This is a genomic window from Mycobacterium sp. IDUB_17 (assembly GCF_055419465.1).
The window spans coordinates 251,860-268,483 of record NZ_JBVAXS010000007.1; the positions used below are offsets into that span (position 1 = coordinate 251,860).

The 16,624-nt window shown below is 67.4% G+C and carries 17 protein-coding genes; 12 read left to right on the forward strand and 5 right to left on the reverse strand.

Going from position 1 to position 16,624, the window contains the following annotated elements; genetic code table 11:
- Positions 1-43 precede the first annotated feature (43 nt).
- The 8 genes from ACZYZ7_RS26970 (at position 44) to ACZYZ7_RS27005 (ending at position 8,882) form a co-directional block, all read left to right on the forward strand.
- Positions 44-1,243 carry a sensor histidine kinase gene (locus ACZYZ7_RS26970; RefSeq protein ID WP_450069924.1) on the forward strand — a complete coding sequence of 400 codons (1,200 nt, stop codon included), beginning with the start codon at positions 44-46 and terminating at the stop codon, positions 1,241-1,243.
- Positions 1,240-2,037: a LytR/AlgR family response regulator transcription factor gene (locus ACZYZ7_RS26975; protein WP_450069925.1), complete on the forward strand. Its 798-nt coding sequence runs from the start codon at positions 1,240-1,242 to the stop codon at positions 2,035-2,037. Before ACZYZ7_RS26970 ends, ACZYZ7_RS26975 begins: the two co-directional genes overlap by 4 nt.
- Positions 2,030-2,404, forward strand: coding sequence for a hypothetical protein (locus ACZYZ7_RS26980; RefSeq protein WP_167857947.1), 375 nt, complete (start codon positions 2,030-2,032; stop codon positions 2,402-2,404). The genes ACZYZ7_RS26975 and ACZYZ7_RS26980 overlap by 8 nt, the downstream gene beginning before the upstream one ends.
- Positions 2,401-4,131: a sodium/solute symporter gene (locus tag ACZYZ7_RS26985; RefSeq protein WP_135457398.1), complete on the forward strand. Its 1,731-nt coding sequence runs from the start codon at positions 2,401-2,403 to the stop codon at positions 4,129-4,131. Before ACZYZ7_RS26980 ends, ACZYZ7_RS26985 begins: the two co-directional genes overlap by 4 nt.
- Before the next feature lie 147 nt (positions 4,132-4,278).
- Complete coding sequence (locus ACZYZ7_RS26990) at positions 4,279-4,638, forward strand: DUF485 domain-containing protein (protein ID WP_463742194.1); 360 nt, start codon at positions 4,279-4,281, stop codon at positions 4,636-4,638.
- Positions 4,638-6,269, forward strand: coding sequence for a solute symporter family protein (locus ACZYZ7_RS26995; protein ID WP_463742195.1), 1,632 nt, complete (start codon positions 4,638-4,640; stop codon positions 6,267-6,269). Before ACZYZ7_RS26990 ends, ACZYZ7_RS26995 begins: the two co-directional genes overlap by 1 nt.
- A 78-nt stretch (positions 6,270-6,347) precedes the next feature.
- Entirely contained in the window at positions 6,348-7,376 is a 1,029-nt protein-coding gene (locus tag ACZYZ7_RS27000) for an SGNH/GDSL hydrolase family protein (RefSeq protein WP_463742196.1), read from the forward strand.
- A 183-nt stretch (positions 7,377-7,559) separates the two neighbouring features.
- Positions 7,560-8,882, forward strand: a complete 1,323-nt coding sequence (locus ACZYZ7_RS27005; protein WP_463742197.1) for an acyltransferase family protein — start codon at positions 7,560-7,562, stop codon at positions 8,880-8,882.
- A 59-nt stretch (positions 8,883-8,941) separates the two neighbouring features.
- Here the strand turns inward: ACZYZ7_RS27005 and ACZYZ7_RS27010 are convergent, their stop codons facing one another.
- A complete protein-coding gene (locus ACZYZ7_RS27010) occupies positions 8,942-10,387 on the reverse strand; it encodes a serine hydrolase domain-containing protein (RefSeq protein ID WP_463742198.1) in 1,446 nt (481 codons plus the stop codon).
- Positions 10,387-11,805 carry an APC family permease gene (locus ACZYZ7_RS27015; RefSeq protein ID WP_450069930.1) on the reverse strand — a complete coding sequence of 473 codons (1,419 nt, stop codon included), beginning with the start codon at positions 11,803-11,805 and terminating at the stop codon, positions 10,387-10,389. The genes ACZYZ7_RS27010 and ACZYZ7_RS27015 overlap by 1 nt, the downstream gene beginning before the upstream one ends.
- Before the next feature lie 250 nt (positions 11,806-12,055).
- Here ACZYZ7_RS27015 and ACZYZ7_RS27020 point away from each other — a divergent pair, with 250 nt between their 5' ends.
- A complete protein-coding gene (locus ACZYZ7_RS27020; RefSeq protein WP_463742199.1) occupies positions 12,056-12,682 on the forward strand; it encodes a TetR/AcrR family transcriptional regulator in 627 nt (208 codons plus the stop codon).
- A gap of 91 nt (positions 12,683-12,773) precedes the next feature.
- On the opposite strand, the gene ACZYZ7_RS27025 is transcribed toward ACZYZ7_RS27020, so the two are convergent.
- Positions 12,774-12,944, reverse strand: a complete 171-nt coding sequence (locus tag ACZYZ7_RS27025) for a DUF5302 domain-containing protein (RefSeq protein WP_450069931.1) — start codon at positions 12,942-12,944, stop codon at positions 12,774-12,776.
- A gap of 62 nt (positions 12,945-13,006) precedes the next feature.
- Positions 13,007-13,450: a PPOX class F420-dependent oxidoreductase gene (locus ACZYZ7_RS27030; RefSeq protein ID WP_135457417.1), complete on the reverse strand. Its 444-nt coding sequence runs from the start codon at positions 13,448-13,450 to the stop codon at positions 13,007-13,009.
- A 31-nt stretch (positions 13,451-13,481) separates the two neighbouring features.
- Here ACZYZ7_RS27030 and ACZYZ7_RS27035 point away from each other — a divergent pair, with 31 nt between their 5' ends.
- The 3 genes from ACZYZ7_RS27035 to ACZYZ7_RS27045 are packed head-to-tail and all read left to right on the forward strand — an operon-like array spanning position 13,482 to position 15,816.
- Entirely contained in the window at positions 13,482-14,312 is an 831-nt protein-coding gene (locus ACZYZ7_RS27035) for a class I SAM-dependent methyltransferase (protein WP_463742200.1), read from the forward strand.
- Positions 14,313-14,326: 14 nt separating this feature from the next.
- A complete protein-coding gene (locus ACZYZ7_RS27040; RefSeq protein WP_463742201.1) occupies positions 14,327-15,283 on the forward strand; it encodes an alpha/beta hydrolase family protein in 957 nt (318 codons plus the stop codon).
- 17 nt (positions 15,284-15,300) lie between these two features.
- On the forward strand, positions 15,301-15,816 hold the full coding sequence (locus ACZYZ7_RS27045) for a DUF1697 domain-containing protein (protein ID WP_463742202.1): 516 nt from the start codon (positions 15,301-15,303) through the stop codon (positions 15,814-15,816).
- A 4-nt stretch (positions 15,817-15,820) separates the two neighbouring features.
- On the opposite strand, the gene otnI is transcribed toward ACZYZ7_RS27045, so the two are convergent.
- The gene (gene otnI / locus ACZYZ7_RS27050) at positions 15,821-16,606 is read right to left on the reverse strand and encodes a 2-oxo-tetronate isomerase (protein WP_463742203.1); all 786 of its coding nucleotides are present in this window, start codon (positions 16,604-16,606) and stop codon (positions 15,821-15,823) included.
- Positions 16,607-16,624 lie beyond the last annotated feature (18 nt).

A 16,624-nucleotide genomic window follows, 5' to 3' on the forward strand; every position in this document is an offset into this window, starting at 1 on the left:
TAGCTGCGGTTTTCCCGCAAAGCCATCTAAGGTTGGCCGCACGATGTCCGGCGAGGTTGCAGTCGCGCTGGCCCTGGCGCTGATCCTGGCGGCGTTCGCCGCCGTCGTGGTGGTGCGCACCCGAAAAGTGGTGGCCACCCCCACCGAGCGTGCCGTGCACGCCGCGCTGCACACCGCGGCCCAGGCGGCCCGTGCACTGCGCCAGGGTCTGGACACCGAATCCGCTCGGACCGCCGCGCCCTATCTGCGTGAATTGACCGGCACCGCAGGGCTGGCGCTGTTCGACGACGACGCGGCCCTGCTGGCCCGCGACCACGACGACGAGGCGATCTGGCAGTCCGACACCGTCGACGTCTGCGCCGACACCGCACGGGAGTCGATCGCCGCCGGGCGCCGCGTGCTGCGCACGGCTCGCTCGACGGCGGTGGTGGCCCAGCCGCTGCTGACCGAGGGCGGCGAGGTGCTCGGCGCCCTCGTCGTGCTGGCACCGGCCAGCCCCGGCCCGGGCATGCTCGGCGCGGTCGGCGAGGTGGCCCGCTACGCGGCCAGCCAGATCGAGCTCGCCGAGCTCGACGCGTCGCGCGCCCGGCTGGACCGGGCTGAGGTGCTGGCGCTGCGCGCCCAGATCAGCCCGCACTTCATCTACAACGCGCTCAACACGATTGCGTCGTTCGTCCGCACCGACCCCGACCGGGCCCGTGAGCTGATCCTCGAATTCGCCGACTTCACCCGGTACTCGTTCCGCGCGGCCGGGCAATACACCACGTTGGCCGACGAGCTGCGCAACATCGACCGCTACCTCACGCTGGAGCGGGCCCGGTTCGGCGCCAACCTGAAGGTGCGGCTGCAGGTGGCCCCCGAGGTGCTCAATGTCGTGGTGCCGTTCCTCGCGCTACAACCGTTGGTGGAGAACGCGGTGCGGCACGGGCTGGCCGGCAAAGGCGGCGGATCGGTGGAGATCATCGCGCGCGACGCAGGCACCGAATGCGTGATCACCGTCGAGGACGACGGCACCGGCATGGATCCGGACACGCTGCGCGCCGGACCCGGCGACGCATTGGCCGACCGCACCGGCGAGTCCGCCCACGTCGGGCTGACCAATGTCGATCACCGGCTGCGCGCGGCGTTCGGCAACGACTACGGTCTTGTGGTCGAGACAGCGGTCGGGGCGGGCACGAAAGTGGTGATGCGCGTGCCGAAGTTCCGCTCAGGGGTCCGAGCCGGCGGAGGTGCGTTCAGGTGAGTGCCAACCTGACCGTGCTCGCCGTCGACGACGAGGCACCCGCACTCGACGAGCTGGCCTACCTGCTGGGCCGGCACCCCGACATCGGTGCGGTGCACACCGCGTCCGACGCCACCTCGGCGCTACGCGAACTCAACCAGCACGCCTTCGACGCGGTGTTTCTCGACATCAACATGCCCGGGCTGTCGGGGATCGAATTGGCCGGTGTGCTGGCCAATTACACGAACCGGCCCGCCGTGGTATTCGTGACCGCCCACGAGGACAAGGCGGTGGCCGCCTTCGACGTCGGCGCCGTGGACTATCTGCTCAAGCCGATCCGGCAGAACCGCCTGGATGAGGCCGTGCGCCGGGTCGCCTCGGCGGCACCACGACCACCGGCCGAGGCGGCGGGGGGCGCCACCGCCGAGGATCAGGACTGGGATGTCGTGCCGGCCGAATTGGGCGGCATCACTCACCTGGTGCCCCGCGACAGCATCGGCTGGGTCGAGGCCGAGGGCGACTACGCCAGGCTGCACTCGGCGACCGGTGCGCACCTGGTGAGAATCCCGTTGAGCACCTTGGAAGCCCGCTGGCGCGACCACGGGTTCCAGCGCATCCACCGGTCCTACCTGGTGTCCCTGCGACAGGTCACCGGGCTCCGCACGTCCGATGGCGCGGTTCTGGTTCGGTTGCGCGCCAACGGAACTTCGCCCGCTGTCGAACTGCCGGTGAGCCGACGCCAGGCCCGGGAACTGCGCGACCGGCTGGTCCGCGATCCGATGCGTTCCCTCAAGCCGGCGGGCAGCGATGAGTGAGCGGCCCACTCCTCAACGTGAGCGGGTGGTCCTCGCCCACCGCCGCGGCACCCGCATGGTGCGAACCCGCGTCGAGGTCCAGGAGCAGACACAGGTCGGCGATGCGCTCGTCCGCGGCCTGGTGCGGACCCAGCTCGGCCTCGCGCTGCGGCTGGCCGGCGTCGTAGTCGTAGCGGTGGTGGCGCTTCTGCTGCTCAATGCCGCCGTGCCGGATCTGGCCGCGCTCACCGTGTTCGGGATCCGACTCAACTGGCTGATCCTGGCCGGGCTGCTCTACCCGTTGCTGTACGGCGTGGGGCGGCTGTACGTGCGGCTGGCAGAGCAGGGCGAACGGGACTTCGTCCGGGTCGTCGACAGCGAACCATGACCGGCGCACCGCTGACCGCCGCCGCCCTGCTGGCCGCCGTGGTGGCCACCATCGCGATCGGGGCGTACGGAGTCCGGTTGTCGCGCACCACCTCCGACTTCCTGGTGGCCTCGCGAAGTGTCGGCCCGCAATGGAATGCCGCCGCGATCTCCGGTGAATACCTCTCCGCTGCTTCGTTTCTCGGAGTGGCCGGGCTGATCGCGAAGTACGGGGCCGACGCGCTGTGGTATCCGGTCGGGTTCACCGCGGGCTATCTGGGCGTGTTGTTGTTCGTGGCAGCACCCCTGCGCCGCTCCGGGGCCTACACCGTCCCCGACTTCGCCGAATTCCGGCTCGGCTCGGCCCGGCTGCGCAAGGTGGCCATGCTCGTCGTCGTGGTGATCTGCCTGTTCTATCTGGCCCCGCAGTACCAGGGGGCCGGACTCGCCCTGAAAACGCTTCTGGGCGTTCCGGTCTGGGTCGGCCCGCTGCTGGTCGCCGCGATCGTCATCACCAACGTGGTGGCCGGTGGCATGCGGTCGATCACCTTCGTGCAGGCGTTCCAGTACTGGCTCAAACTCACCGCCGTCGCAGTCCCGGCGCTGGCGCTTCTCGGGTTGTTCATCAGCGACCGAGGGGAATTGGGCGGCCCGCTACCGCCGACCGTGCAACAGCAGACCACCGTGCAGATCGACACCGCTGTCATGGTCCAGGTCATCGAACCGGCCGGCATCACCGTGTCGGGCGATCTCGACGGCCGCCACGTCGAGTCCGCCAGGATCACGGCGCCCGGCCAACACACCCTCGGCGCGGGCACAACCTTGACGCTTGCCGCCGGTGCGGCCACGCCCGTGGTGGCCGGCACCCCGGGCACCGGCAGCGAGTGGATCGCCTCGGGCGGCGGCCTGGGCGGCGGGCATCCGCTCTATCAGGTGCTGTCCATCATCGTCGCGACATTCCTCGGCACCATGGGCCTGCCGCACGTGCTGGTCCGGTTCTACACCAACCCCGACGGGCGGGCCGCGCGCCGGACCGCGCTCGCGGTGGTGGCGCTGCTGTCGGTGTTCTACATCTTCCCGGTCCTGCTCGGGGTGTTCTCCCGGCTCTATGTCCCGCAGCTGCTGATCACCGGGACCGCCGACGCTGCCGTTCTTTTGGCGCCCGGGGCCGCCGTCGGCGGAATCGGCGGCCAACTGCTGGCCGCGCTGGTGGCCGCCGGGGCGATCGCGGCCTTCCTGGCCACCTCGTCGGGGCTGCTGGTCAGCATCGCCGGCGCACTGGCCACCGATGTGCTGCGCGGCCGGGTCCGAGATTTCCGGATCGCCGCGGTGATCGGAGGGTTGATCCCGATTCCGTTGTCGCTGATGGTGTCCGGGCTGGAGTTGTCGCGCAGCGTCGGCTTGGCCTTCGCCGTCGCCGCGTCGACGCTGTGTCCGCTGCTGGTGCTCGGGATCTGGTGGCGCGGCCTGACGGTTGTCGGCGCGGCCTGTGGGCTCGTGGTCGGCGGTTGCGTGTGCGGCGGCGCGGTGCTCGTGGCGATCACCGGCGGCGTGGACGACGCCGTGCTCGGCGGTTGGCCCGCGGTGATGGTGGGCTACCCGGCGGCCGTGAGTGTGCCGATCGCCTTCCTGACGATGATCGTGGTCAGCCGGTTCACCAGGCCGACTCCCGGCATCGCGCAGATCTTCGCGCGGATGCACGTACCGGAACGGCTGGGCCTGGGCGTCGAGCGCGTCCCCCCGGGCTGACCGCCTGCCGCTCAGCCCCGTCGACCGACCGTTCAGCGCAACGATGGCCGGATTCGGCGTATCGACCGTGATACGGCCCCTGTGTGACCCACCTCTCAATTAGGTTCAGTGCCCAACCGACACACAGCCAATTGTCAGGAGTCCTCGGTGACCGAAACCGACCTTCCCGAGAGGTCTGCCCCCACCGGGGAGCAGTTCCTCGCCATGCAGGCCAGTCCCGAATTTCAGGAGCTGCGTACCAGACTGCGCCGCTTCGTCTTTCCCATGACCGCGTTCTTCCTGCTCTGGTATGCCCTCTACGTCGCGCTCGGCGCATTCGCCCACGACTTCATGGCAATCCCGGTGTTCGGCAACATCAATGTCGGCCTGCTGATCGGGTTGGGCCAGTTCCTGACCACGTTCCTGATCACCGGGCTGTACGTGCGCTTCGCCAACAAAGAGCTCGACCCGCGGGCCACCGCGATCCGCGAAGAGCTGGAGGGCAACGAGCTGGAGGGCACTGTCTGATGACCACCACCGTCCTCGCCGCCGAAACCGTCGGCAACCCCGTCGCCAACATCGGCATCTTCAGCCTCTTCGTCGTCGTAACGATGATCGTGGTGATCAAGGCCAGCAAGCGCAACGCCACCGCCGACGAGTTCTTCACCGGTGGCCGCGGTTTCTCCGGCCCGCAGAACGGCATCGCCATCGCCGGCGACTACCTCTCGGCGGCCAGCTTCCTCGGCATCGCCGGCGCCATCGCCGTCTACGGCTACGACGGCTTCCTCTACTCGATCGGCTTCCTGGTGGCCTGGTTGGTCGCGTTGCTGCTCGTGGCCGAATTGCTGCGCAACACCGGCAAATTCACCATGGCCGACGTGCTGAGCTTCCGGCTCAAGCAACGGCCGGTGCGGCTGGCCGCGGCGATCTCGACGCTGACGGTGTCGCTGTTCTACCTGCTGGCCCAGATGGCCGGGGCCGGTGGCCTGGTCGCCCTGCTGCTCGACGTCAACAGCCGGGCCGGGCAGTCGATCGTGATCGCCGTCGTCGGCATCCTGATGATCGTCTACGTTCTGGTCGGCGGCATGAAGGGCACCACCTGGGTGCAGATCATCAAGGCCGTACTGCTGATCGCCGGCGCCGCCCTGATGACCGTGATGGTGCTGAGCAAGTTCGGACTGAACTTCTCCGACATCCTCGGCTCGGCGCAGTCGGCGATCTCCGGAGCCACCACCAAGGGCGTATCCGGCCGCGACGTGCTGGCACCCGGCGCGCAGTACGGCGGATCGCTCACCTCGCAGATCAACTTCATCTCGCTGGCGCTGGCACTCGTGCTCGGCACGGCGGGCCTGCCACACGTGTTGATGCGCTTCTACACGGTGCCGACCGCGAAAGAGGCTCGGCGGTCGGTGGTCTGGGCGATCGCGCTGATCGGCGCCTTCTACCTGTTCACCTTGGTCCTCGGCTACGGCGCGGCAGCCATGGTCGGCCCGGACCGGATCCTCGGGGCGGCCGGCGGCGTGAACTCCGCGGCCCCGCTGCTGGCCTTCGAACTCGGTGGCGTGATCCTGCTCGGCGTCATCTCGGCGGTGGCGTTCGCGACGATCCTGGCGGTGGTGGCCGGCCTGACCATCACGGCATCAGCCTCCTTCGCCCACGACATCTACGCCTCAGTGCTCAAGTCGCACAAGGTCACTGAAGCCGAGCAGGTGCGGGTGTCGCGCATCACCGCCGTCGTGCTGGGCGTGTTCGCGATCGGGCTGGGAATCCTGGCCAACGGGCAGAACGTGGCGTTCCTGGTGGCCCTGGCATTCGCCGTGGCGGCCGCGGCCAACCTGCCGACGATCCTGTACTCGCTGTACTGGAAGCGCTTCAACACCCGCGGCGCCCTGTGGAGCATGTACGGCGGCCTCATCTCGACCATCGTGCTGATCGTGTTCTCGCCCGCCGTTTCGGGCAGTAAGACCGCGATGATCCCCGGCGCGGACTTTGATTTCTTCCCGCTGGCCAATCCGGGCATCGTGTCCATCCCGCTGGCGTTCGCGCTCGGCATCATCGGCACGCTCACCTCGTCCGACAGCGGGAGCCCGGAGCTCAATGCCGAAATGGAAGTGCGGTCGCTGACCGGCGTGGGTGCGGAGAAGGCAGTCGCGCACTGATCACCGCACATAGGACCTGCTCCACCAAGACGGAACTCACACAATGCGTAACCCTCAGCAGCAGTAAAGGAATTCAGAATGCCCATTTCGGTTCGTGTCCAGGCGGCGGTTGCCGCGGCAATGACGGTCAGTGCACTCACGGCGTGCAGTGCCGCCGAGACGCCCGCGGCCAACACCGACGCGCCGGCCAAGTTCCGCGAAGCCGTGTTCTTCGGTGACAGCCTCACCGACCCCGGCGCGTTCGGTCTTCGCTTCACCACCGGCACCGGCATGACGTGGGCCCAACACGTTGCCGAACGCCTCGGCCAATCGACCGAACCGAATGAGCATGTCGCCAGCTACAGCGATGTGTATCAGGGCAAGCCCGGTCTCGAGGGCCCCGGCGGGCTGAACTACGCCCAGGGCGGCGCCCGGGCGAACAGCCCCTATTCGTCGGTGTCGCAGAATCCTGAAGGCACTCCGATTTCCACCGCGGTGCAGCTCCAGCACTTTCTGGATCAACATGGATCCTTCAGCGCGGACCAGCTCGTGACTCTGTACATCGGAACGAATGACGTTGCGTACAACTACGATCTGACCAAGGACCCGGCGCTGGCGCAAACCCTGCGCGACAACCGCAATCCTTCGCCGGAGGTCATGGCCGCTGAGCGGGCGCGGGTGCAGAAGGCCGCCCAGGACGAAGCGAAGACCGCCTCGGACATCCTGGCGAACGGCGCGCAGCACCTGGTCGTGTTCAAGCTCGCCGATCTCGCGGTTCTGCCCTGGTTCGAGTCGGACGCGTCACGCAAGTATGTGGGCGAGCTGACCGACGTCTACAACACGAGCCTGGTGAACTCGCTGCCGAAGGACCCGAAGATCCAGGTGCTCGACACCGGAGCCTTCATCGACGACCTGTTGACGAATGCCGACACCTACGGATTCACCCACGGGGCCAACGAGGACGCCTGTAAGGAGCCCGGGCAGGACTTCTGCGCTGCCGAGGCCTGGAAGTCCCCGGACGCCGACCGCACCTACGTGTTCGCCGCGGGCGAGCACCTCACCACGCATGCGAACGAGCTGCTGGCTGACTACGTGATGAAGAAGATCGGCGAACACGACGGACAGTAGCCCGGGAAGCTCAAGCGCCCCCGTTACGTTTCAATGGCACATGCCCGACTCCCGGGGGCGCTTCGCTTTCGCCCTGCTCGCCGCCATCCTGGTCGAGGAGGCCCGGCAGAATCGGCCCACCGACACGAAGTTAGGTGCTTCTACCTAGGGACTACGCGGCCGCGGGGCCATAGCGTTTCTGCCATGACCGTTGCTGCTGACACAGCTGCCAAGAAAGCCCCGTTGAAGGGGCTGTTCCCGTCCCCTGCGGAGGTCGAGGCCCAGACCCCGGCTGACCGGGACCGCGCCATCGACGTCATCCGGATCGTCTCGTTGGTCGGTGTGGTGTTCGGCCACACCGTGATGGCCACCAGCACGATCCGCGACGACGTGTTCATCTGGAGCAACCTGCTCACGGCATCCACCGTCTTTCAGGCGCTGACCTGGGTGTTCCAGATCATGCCGCTGTTCTTCTTCGCCGGGGTCGCCGCGTCCGTGCAGTCCTGGCGGCCCGGCTCGTCCTGGGGCGGCTGGCTGCTCAAGCGCTGCACCCGGCTGTACCGCCCGGTCTTCTACTACCTGGCCTTCTGGACCGCGACGCTGGCGGTGCTGCGGTTCGTGCTGCCCGAGCACGTCTACGAGCCCATCGCCGGGATCTCCATCCAGCTGCTGTGGTTCCTCGGCGCATATGTCCTGGTGTTGGCGGCGGTGCCACTGCTGGCCCGCATCACCACGACCACGCAGGCGGCCGGCGCGATCATCGGCACGTACGCCTTCATCGCCGTGATCGACGTAGTCCGGATCAACATGGACGGCTACGCCTCGCTGGGCTACCTCAACACCGTGGTGTGGCTGATCCCCGGCGTGTTCGGGGTGGCCTACGGCCGCAACCTGCTGTCCAGTGGCGCCGCCCTCAAGATCGGGCTCGGCATGCTCGGCGTGAATCTGGCCCTGCTGTACTTCGGCCCCTACGAGCTGAGCCTGGTCGGCATCGAGACCCAGCACCTGAAGAACATGACGCCGCCGTCGCTGCTGCTGGCTGGTCACGCAATCATGATGTGTGCGTTCGCGATTGCCGCCGCCCCAGCCATCAACCGGTGGGCGCAGCGGCCCCGGGTGTGGTGGCTGACCGCGATCGGCAACTCCGGGGCGATGACGCTGTACCTGTGGCACATGCCGCTGCTGCTGGGCCTGCACCTGGTGTTCGACTACCTGGGCCTGGACCGCTACGACCCGTCCGCCCCCGGTTTCGTCGCCCTGTCGGTGCTGCAACTGGCATTGATGGCCGGCCTGGTCGCGATCGCGTTCACCGCGCTGCGCCCGCTGGAGAACAACCCGCTGCCGCTGTGGGACGGTGGCGCCGTGGCCCGCACCGGAATCCGCAGTGCGGCGGTGGGGCTGCTGCTCTGCATGGCCGGCGCGGCCACGCTGACCTCGGTGGCCTGGGGCCTGAAGGACCAGGGTGTGTACTGCGTGGTCGTCATGCTCGCCGCGCTCGTCGCGGCCCGCATGCTCGCCGACGACTGACAACATCGAGACTGCGCACAGATCGCGATTCTGCGGAAACTCGCGACCTGTGCGCAGTTTCAGTCGTTGGGCACGGCGTCCACCGTGAACGTCTGAATGCGAGGCGGATCCGTCGGGGTCAGCGCCAAGGTCACGTCGACCCGTCCGCGCGTACCCGTCATCCGGCAGACCGCCTCGGTCGGTGACCGCACCTCGATCTCGGTCTGGCCGTTGCGCTCGCCCATCGCCTCACGCGCGGCGGTGATCGCGGTGATCCGCTCGGCCAGTGGGATATCGAGGAGCACGTTGCCGGCGAATGCGGGTTCCCGCAGGGCTGACGGATCCGCGATGACACCCTCGACCAGATCGACGGCGGACCGCAGGTGCTCGGTGGCGAACGCCCGGTCGGGACCGGCCTGCCGCTGCCGGAGCAGCGCCTCGAGCGCAGCCCGCGCGGGTACCGCGACGGGGGCATAGGTGCCGTTGGCAAAGGCCACGACGCCCAGCCCACTGGATTGGTGCCAGCCCATGTACGAACCGAAACCGGGGTAGCCGCCCGGGTGCTGGCTGATGGCTCCCACCGCCGGGTCGGGTTCGACGAACAGACCGTAGCCGTAGCCGGACAGACCCCAGGGAAAGCCCTTGCTCATCAACCGGTTCCGGCCGTCAGCGTCGTCTACGACGTCGAACGGAAGCAGGCGGTGTGACTGCTGCATCTCCCGCCGGGAGGCTCGCGTGAGCACCGCATCGTCACCGTCGTCGCGCGGCGGAAACGCGTCGGCGAGCCAAGCGACCCACTTCGCGATGTCCGTCGCGGTGCTGAGCAGCCCCCCGATGGCGGAGAAACTTCCTGGCGCGGTGAACGTCTGCGGTTCCCACTCACCGTTCGGGGCAGGCCGGTAACCCTGTGCCAGCCGCCCCGCCGGAACAGTGCGGTAGTCGTAGGTGGTGTCTGCCAGGCCCAGTGGCAGCAGGAGCTCACTGGTCACGTAATCGATGAACCGCCCGCCGGTGACGGCCTCCAGAAGGCGGCCGAGGAGCGCATACCCGAGATTGGAGTAGGCAAAGGCGGTGCCGGGTGCATACGCGCCCCACACCGGGCGGCGCAACAGGTCGTCGAAATCGGCCTGCGTCATCTCCTCCTGCCGATCGGCCCAGGGATCGTCACTGGGCAGCCCGCTGCTCATCGTCAGGCAGTGCCGCACGGTAATTCTCGGCGAGTCGGCGGTGAGCCCGGAAAGACCTGTGGCCCAGGGCAGGTAGTCGATCACGGGGGCATCGAGACCGAGGGATCCACGGTCACGCAACTGCAGGATCGCGGCCGCCGTGAAGCTCTTCGACATCGATGCGATACGGAAGAACCGATCCGCCGCCGGGACAGCACCGGTTACGCAATCGGTGACGCCGCACCCGGTGAAGTGCGCCACCTTGCCGTCCGCGAGCACTGCGATCTGCAGTCCCGGCGCCCGCCCACTGCGGTGGAACTCAGTAGCGATGTCATCGACCACCGCGAAATCCAACTGCATCAGGCCATCTCCGCTTCCATTTCGCGACGGTCCTCGTCCGGTGGCGCCAGCATCAAGAAGTGGGTTTCACCACGCGGACGCAGGTAGAAGATGTAGTAGACCAGGGCAAGCACAACACACGCGCCTGCCACGACGAGGTCCGCGCGAACCTGTTGGCTCAGCACGGCGATCGACATGATGATCGCGACGATCGGCCACAGCGGCCACAACGGCATCCGGTACGGGCGGTCCAGCTCAGGGTTGCGGAGCCGGCTCACCAGCGCCGATGTCGCGACGAGGATGAACTCCACGGCCAGTAGCGCTCCGGTCCATGTGGTCAGCGTGGCCACATCCGAGCACAAGATCATCACCGCCCCGCCGATCCCGACCAGAATCGTTGCCAGCCAAGGTGTTCCGTACTTCGGATGCACCACGGCCAGCGCCCGGCTGATGGCGCCCGGCCACGCCATGTCCCGGCCGGTGCTGTACAGGATCCGCGCGTAGTACGGCATGAGGGCGATGACGGCGTTGAGCACGGCCACCGCGATACCGAGGCTGATCACGGTGTTGAAGGTGTCGCCGCCGATCGCGGTCAGGACGTACTGCCACGGATTGTCCGAGTTCGACAGCTCTGAGAGGGAGGGGGCGGCGAGGGTGGCGGCAGCCACCGGGAAAACCTCGCAGGCGACGGCGACGCCGAGGGCGATGAAGACGGCGCGGGCGACGTTGCGGCGGGCGCCGACGGTTTCCTCGGAGAAGATCAGTGCGCCCTGAAAGCCGTTGTAGGCGAAGCTGCCGACCGCGATGCCCGCCACCAGTGCGCTGAGTGTGAGCGGGCTGGCGATGCCCTGAGCGTCGAAGACCTCAGGCCGCAGCAGGGTGCTCAATGGCCGCTGCACGTTGATGAATCCGAACACTGCTACCAGGACGACCGCCAAGATTTCCACGACGAGCAGGACGGTCACCGCGATCGCGTTGAGCCGGACGCCGAACAGCGCGATTACCGCACCGCCGATGATGATCACGGCCCCGAGAATGTTCGCGTCCACGTTGACGATGACCCGTAGGTACTCCGCCATCCCCAGCGCGACGACGGCCGGGATGAGCACGGCCTGCACGGGCCCGGTGATGAACATCGAGACGAATCCGGGGGCACGCCCCAGAATGCGTGCGATGAATGTGTAGTCGCCACCGGCGATCGGATAGGCGGCACCCAATTCCGCCCAGCAGTAGGCCAGCGACAGGCCGAGGACTGCGGCGATGCAGAACGTCAACGCTGCGCCGGTGCCGTTCAGCCCGAAGAGCACGGGGGCGATGATGAACGCGCCGGTCGCCGGGGTTGTCGCGGAGATGACCAGCGACGAGTTCTCCCACAGACTGAGGTCGCGTTTCAGTTCTTGCTTGTAGGCCCTGGGACTGCCGGGCTGCGTTTGGCTCATGCGGCGCCTTTCTCATGGCCACCTGGGGGGCTCACCGACGGTGTCGGCGGTCCGGCCATACGAGCCGGACGGTGTGATCTTGGCGATACTTCCGAGCTGTGTCAACAGCGATGACAACTGCGATGTCTGCAACGTTGACTCCGCTTGCACAGATCCGGCTGCTCCACGTGCGATGCTGTGGACCGTGGACCGCAGTCGACGAGCCCAGGGATCGCCCACCCGTAGCAACACTGTTCGGCTGGACCGCGCCGTGATCCTCCGAGCGGCTCAGGAGATCTGCGACCGCGACGGCTTGAGCGCACTCACTTTGCGGCGGCTCGGCAACGAACTCGGCGTCGACGCCACTGCCATGTACCGGCATTTCCGGGACAAGGCCGAGCTGATCTCGGCGCTGATCGACGACCTGTTCCGGCTGGAGGTGGACGAACCGGACCCCCAGGGGCACTGGCGTGACAATCTCCGCAAGCTGATGATCCAGTGGTGGCAGATCTACCGCCGGCATGAAGGCCTGGCCGCGGCGATGGCCGGTCAGCCCGACGACGAGCCGCAGCTGTTCCACCTCACCGAATGGACTGTCCGTGAGCTGATCCGGGCCGGAGTCGACGAGGACGAACTCGGCCTGTACCACCAGACCATTTACAACCACACCGTCGGAAACGGCTTGGTCGCAGCTTTGTCGCCCTGGCTGACCGACACCGAGCTACGCGACGAACAGCGCAGGCACTACGCCGCGCTCGATCCCCGCCGCTTTCCATCGTCGGCCAGCGTTGCTCCGACGATCTACCCGGACACCACCGAGGTCTTCGAGTTCAGTGTGGAAGTCCTGCTCGACGCCATCGAGAAACGCGGCCAGCTCGTTGCCCGGCAACGTGATTGAGGAGCGTCGACACCCCGCACAACGCGCCGAGACTGCGCACAGATCGCGATTCCGAGAGAAATCGCGATCTGTGCGCAGTCTCGTATGCGGACTATCCGCTCTTGCGGCGAAATTCGCGGCGGTTCTCCACCGGGCCGTGTGCCCGCGGTTGGCTGCGGCCGCCGTCCTTGTGCGCCGCGCCTCCCGCCGACTGCGCCTTCTTGCGCTCCAGGGCCTCCCGGAATTTGCGCTTGTTGTCGTCTTCCGGTTTGTCGTCAGCCATACGCGGCAGCGTAGCCCGATTCCGATGCCGTAGTCACGCGCATTAGCGCCTCAGGCGGGCCCTTACCGCCGGCCCGGCGGCATCCCGTACACGTGCGTGATCGGCAGCGTCAGCAACACACGGCGATCATCGACCATGGCGCGCCGGTAATCGTCCCAATCCGGATGTTCACCGGCGATGTTGCGGTACAACGCAATAAGCCCCTCGACTGTGTCGTCGTCGGGCGCAGCAGCCGGCGGGGTGAGGATGGCGTCCCCTTCGGCGACCGCATAGGACCAGCCGTCATCGGAGCTGACATGGATGGACGCACGCGGATCCCGCCGCAGATTGCGGGTCTTGGCGCGCGGTTCGGTGATCGACACCTGGATCTGCACCGCGCGCGGATCGAAGTAGTAGGAAACATTGGACAGCTGCGGACGACCGTCCTGCTTGATCGTCGCAAGAACTCCCATCGAGTTGCCGCCGATCAAGGCCAGAAGCTTGTCGTCGAAAACCTGACGCCCCATGTGACGAGCGTACGTCTTTACCATCGGTTCGATGAGTGTGATTGACGGCAACACCCTCGACGGCGTCTCGGCGACCACGTTGTGGACCCTGAGCAATCGAGGCAGCGAGGCCAAGCGTTCCGACGGCGTGATCCGTGACCCGTGGGCGGTGGCACTGCTCGACACGATCGACTTCGAATACGGCAAGTTCGGCAGGCACATGCAGGCCCATGCCCTGCGGGCCCGCGCATTCGACCTCGAGACCCGCGACTACCTCACGACGCACCCGAAGGCCTCCGTGGTGGCGCTGGCCGAGGGCCTGCAGACCAGTTTCTGGCGGCTCGATCAGGCCGGGGTGGCCGACGAATTGACCTGGTATTCGGTCGATCTACCGCCGGTCATGGCGATCCGGGAACGCCTGCTGCCCCATGATGACCGGATCGTGGCACTGGCCCAGTCGGCGCTCGACCGCAGTTGGATGGATCGGGTCGACGCAGGCAACGGCGTGTTCATCACCGCCGAGGGTCTGCTGATGTACCTGGAACCCGACGATGTGCGCAGCCTGATCGCCGACTGCGCGGCGCGGTTTCCCGGCGCCCGGATGATGTTCGACTCGATTCCGCACTGGGCGAGCCGCCGCACCATCAAGGGTTTGCATCTGTCCGACCGCTACATCGCGCCGCCGATGCCGTTCGCCCTCACTGCAGACGAGGGCCTGGCCATGGCCGGGACGGGACCGGGCGCCGTCGCCGGGGTGCGGTCGGCCCGCGACGTGGCGATGCCGCCGGGACGCGGCCTGTTCAAGCTGGCCGCCCAGTCATGGCTGGACCGTATCGGCCCGATCCACCGCAACCGGCCGTCCATCACGGTGCTGGACTTCTGACCGGCCGGGACGATATGGCTCTACTGAACCGCCGCCTGCTGACGGTGCTCGCCGCGATGCTGATCATCGCGGTCACGCCGTCGTGCGCGACGGAGGCGCGAACTACCGAGATTGCGGTGGTGCCCGAAGTGCTCACACTGCGCACGGTGACCGTCACCCGGTTCCACTACCTGTCCGACGGACACGCGGGCGGCCGATACCCCGACCAGAACTGGGCGGACCTGTATCTGCCGTCCGGAGCGCAGGCGTTCAATTCGCTCCCCCTGGTGGTGCTCATCCACGGCGGCGGGTGGAAGAGCACGATGGGTGCCGGAGTGTTCGACGGCTTGGCCCGCGAACTCGCCCGCCACGGCCTGGCCGTCTACAACATCGAGTACCGCCGGGTCGGATCGGGCGGTGGGTGGCCGACCACTTTCGACGATGTGGCTCGCGCCATGGACTACGTCCCCCAGGTGACCCTGCAGTACCCGCAACTGGCCGTCGACGATGCCCTCGTCGTCGGCCACAGTGCGGGAGCTCAGTTGGCGGTGTGGGCCAGCACCCGACACGACTTGCCCGATGACGAGGTCGGATCCCGTCCGCTCTTCCGGCCGACCCGGGTCATCTCGCTGGCCGGTCCGCTCGACATGGTGTACGCCGCCAACCACGGTGACAGGCACATCGCCGCGGTGCTCGGCGGCCGCCCCGCCGAGGTGCCGCAGCGGTACGCCTCGGTCGACCCGATCCAGAATCTCGACCCGAAGGTGCCGGTGATCGCGGTCCACGGAACTCTCGACACCGTTGTGGCACCGGCCAATTCGCAGCGCTACGTGGCAGCGCTCAAGAAACGCGGCGGCCGGGCCAGCGTCGAACTGCTGCCCGGCGAGAACCACACGTCGATCATGTCCCCACGCTCCCCTGCCTTCCGCCGCGTGCTGCACCTCATCACGGCCACTTCGAAGGCCGAACTGGACCAACTGCCGGTGAAATGACTGGTTAGGCTGGAGCCGTGACCCGCTACATCGCGTTCTTGCGTGGCGTCAACGTCGGAGGCGTCAACCTCAAGATGGCCGAGGTGGCGAAGGCCATGGAGGCAGCCGGGTTCACCGAGGTTCGGACCATCCTGGCTAGCGGAAATGTCTTGCTGGACAGCTCATCCAATGCCGCGAAGGTCCGGAGCACGGCCGAGCGCGCACTACGGGACACCTTCGGCTACGAGGCGTGGGTGTTGGTGTACGACCTGGCCACCTTGCAGGAGATCTCCGAGGGATACCCGTTCGAGCGGGAGGTCGCCGACCACCACTCCTACGTCACGTTCGTCAGTGACGCCGAGTTGCTCGACGAGCTCGCAGCCCTGTCCCCGGGCGACGGCGAAAAGGTGCAGCGCGGTGACGGCGTGCTCTATTGGCAGGTGCGTCGGGCCGCCACGCTGGACAGCGCCATCGGCAAGACCATGGGCAAGAAGCGCTACAAATCCTCGACGACGACACGAAACCTCCGCACGCTGGACAAGGTGTTGCGCTGACGCGTCACCCGCGCGCGCTTCGCATCCACCCCAGTCCCGCACTGGTGCCCGCGGCGGGGTGATACTCACAGCCCACCCAGCCCTCGAAGCCGGTCTCGTCGATGACCGCCAGCAGGTAGTCGATCGCCAGCTCGCCGCTGTCCGGCTCGTGCCGGTCGGGAACGCCGGCGATCTGCAGATGCGCCACCCGGCCGGTCGGAATGTCCGACCGCAGCCGGACCGTCACGTCGCCTTCGCTGATCTGACAGTGATAGAGGTCCAGTTGCACCTTGAGGTTGGGCGCCGCGATCTCGTCCACCATCCGGTGGGCGTCGTCCTGCAGGCTCAGCAGGTAGCCGGGCATGTCGCGCTGGTTGATCGGTTCGATCAGCACGTCGACGCCACGGCCCCCAGCCTGCTCGGCGGCCCAGGCGAGGTTGCCGCGGTACACCGCCCACCGGTCCGCGCGGTCGACATGGGTCGGGACAAGGCCGGCCATCACATGCACCCGTGGGCAGTCCAGGGTCTCGGCATAGTTCAGTGCACGCTGGAACCCGTCACGGAACTCGGCCTCGCGACCGGGAAGCGAGGCGACGCCGCGTTCCCCGGACTCGAAATCTCCCGGTGGCGCGTTGAACAGCACCTGACGCAGGCCGTTGGCGTCGAGCCGCCCGCGCAGTTGGCCTGCCGGGTAGGCGTATGGGAAGAGATACTCGACCGCCGTGAAACCGTCGGCGGCCGCCGCGGCGAACCGGTCGAGAAAAGCGTGCTCGACGTACATCATGGAGAGGTTGGCCGCGAAGCGAGGCACGGCAGACTCCTTCCCGAT

Excerpts from the sequence above, each read along its gene's own strand:
- ACZYZ7_RS27000 (WP_463742196.1), top strand. The coding sequence starts at position 6,348 with ATGCCCATTTCGGTTCGTGTCCAGGCGGCGGTTGCCGCGGCAATGACG.
- ACZYZ7_RS27010 (WP_463742198.1), bottom strand. The coding sequence starts at position 10,387 with ATGCAGTTGGATTTCGCGGTGGTCGATGACATCGCTACTGAGTTCCAC.
- ACZYZ7_RS27025 (WP_450069931.1), bottom strand. The coding sequence starts at position 12,944 with ATGGCTGACGACAAACCGGAAGACGACAACAAGCGCAAATTCCGGGAG.
- ACZYZ7_RS26985 (WP_135457398.1), top strand. The coding sequence starts at position 2,401 with ATGACCGGCGCACCGCTGACCGCCGCCGCCCTGCTGGCCGCCGTGGTG.
- ACZYZ7_RS27035 (WP_463742200.1), top strand. The coding sequence starts at position 13,482 with ATGAGTGTGATTGACGGCAACACCCTCGACGGCGTCTCGGCGACCACG.
- ACZYZ7_RS26995 (WP_463742195.1), top strand. The coding sequence starts at position 4,638 with ATGACCACCACCGTCCTCGCCGCCGAAACCGTCGGCAACCCCGTCGCC.
- ACZYZ7_RS27030 (WP_135457417.1), bottom strand. The coding sequence starts at position 13,450 with ATGGGGCGTCAGGTTTTCGACGACAAGCTTCTGGCCTTGATCGGCGGC.
- ACZYZ7_RS27040 (WP_463742201.1), top strand. The coding sequence starts at position 14,327 with ATGGCTCTACTGAACCGCCGCCTGCTGACGGTGCTCGCCGCGATGCTG.
- ACZYZ7_RS27005 (WP_463742197.1), top strand. The coding sequence starts at position 7,560 with ATGACCGTTGCTGCTGACACAGCTGCCAAGAAAGCCCCGTTGAAGGGG.
- ACZYZ7_RS26980 (WP_167857947.1), top strand. The coding sequence starts at position 2,030 with ATGAGTGAGCGGCCCACTCCTCAACGTGAGCGGGTGGTCCTCGCCCAC.
- ACZYZ7_RS27015 (WP_450069930.1), bottom strand. The coding sequence starts at position 11,805 with ATGAGCCAAACGCAGCCCGGCAGTCCCAGGGCCTACAAGCAAGAACTG.
- ACZYZ7_RS26970 (WP_450069924.1), top strand. The coding sequence starts at position 44 with ATGTCCGGCGAGGTTGCAGTCGCGCTGGCCCTGGCGCTGATCCTGGCG.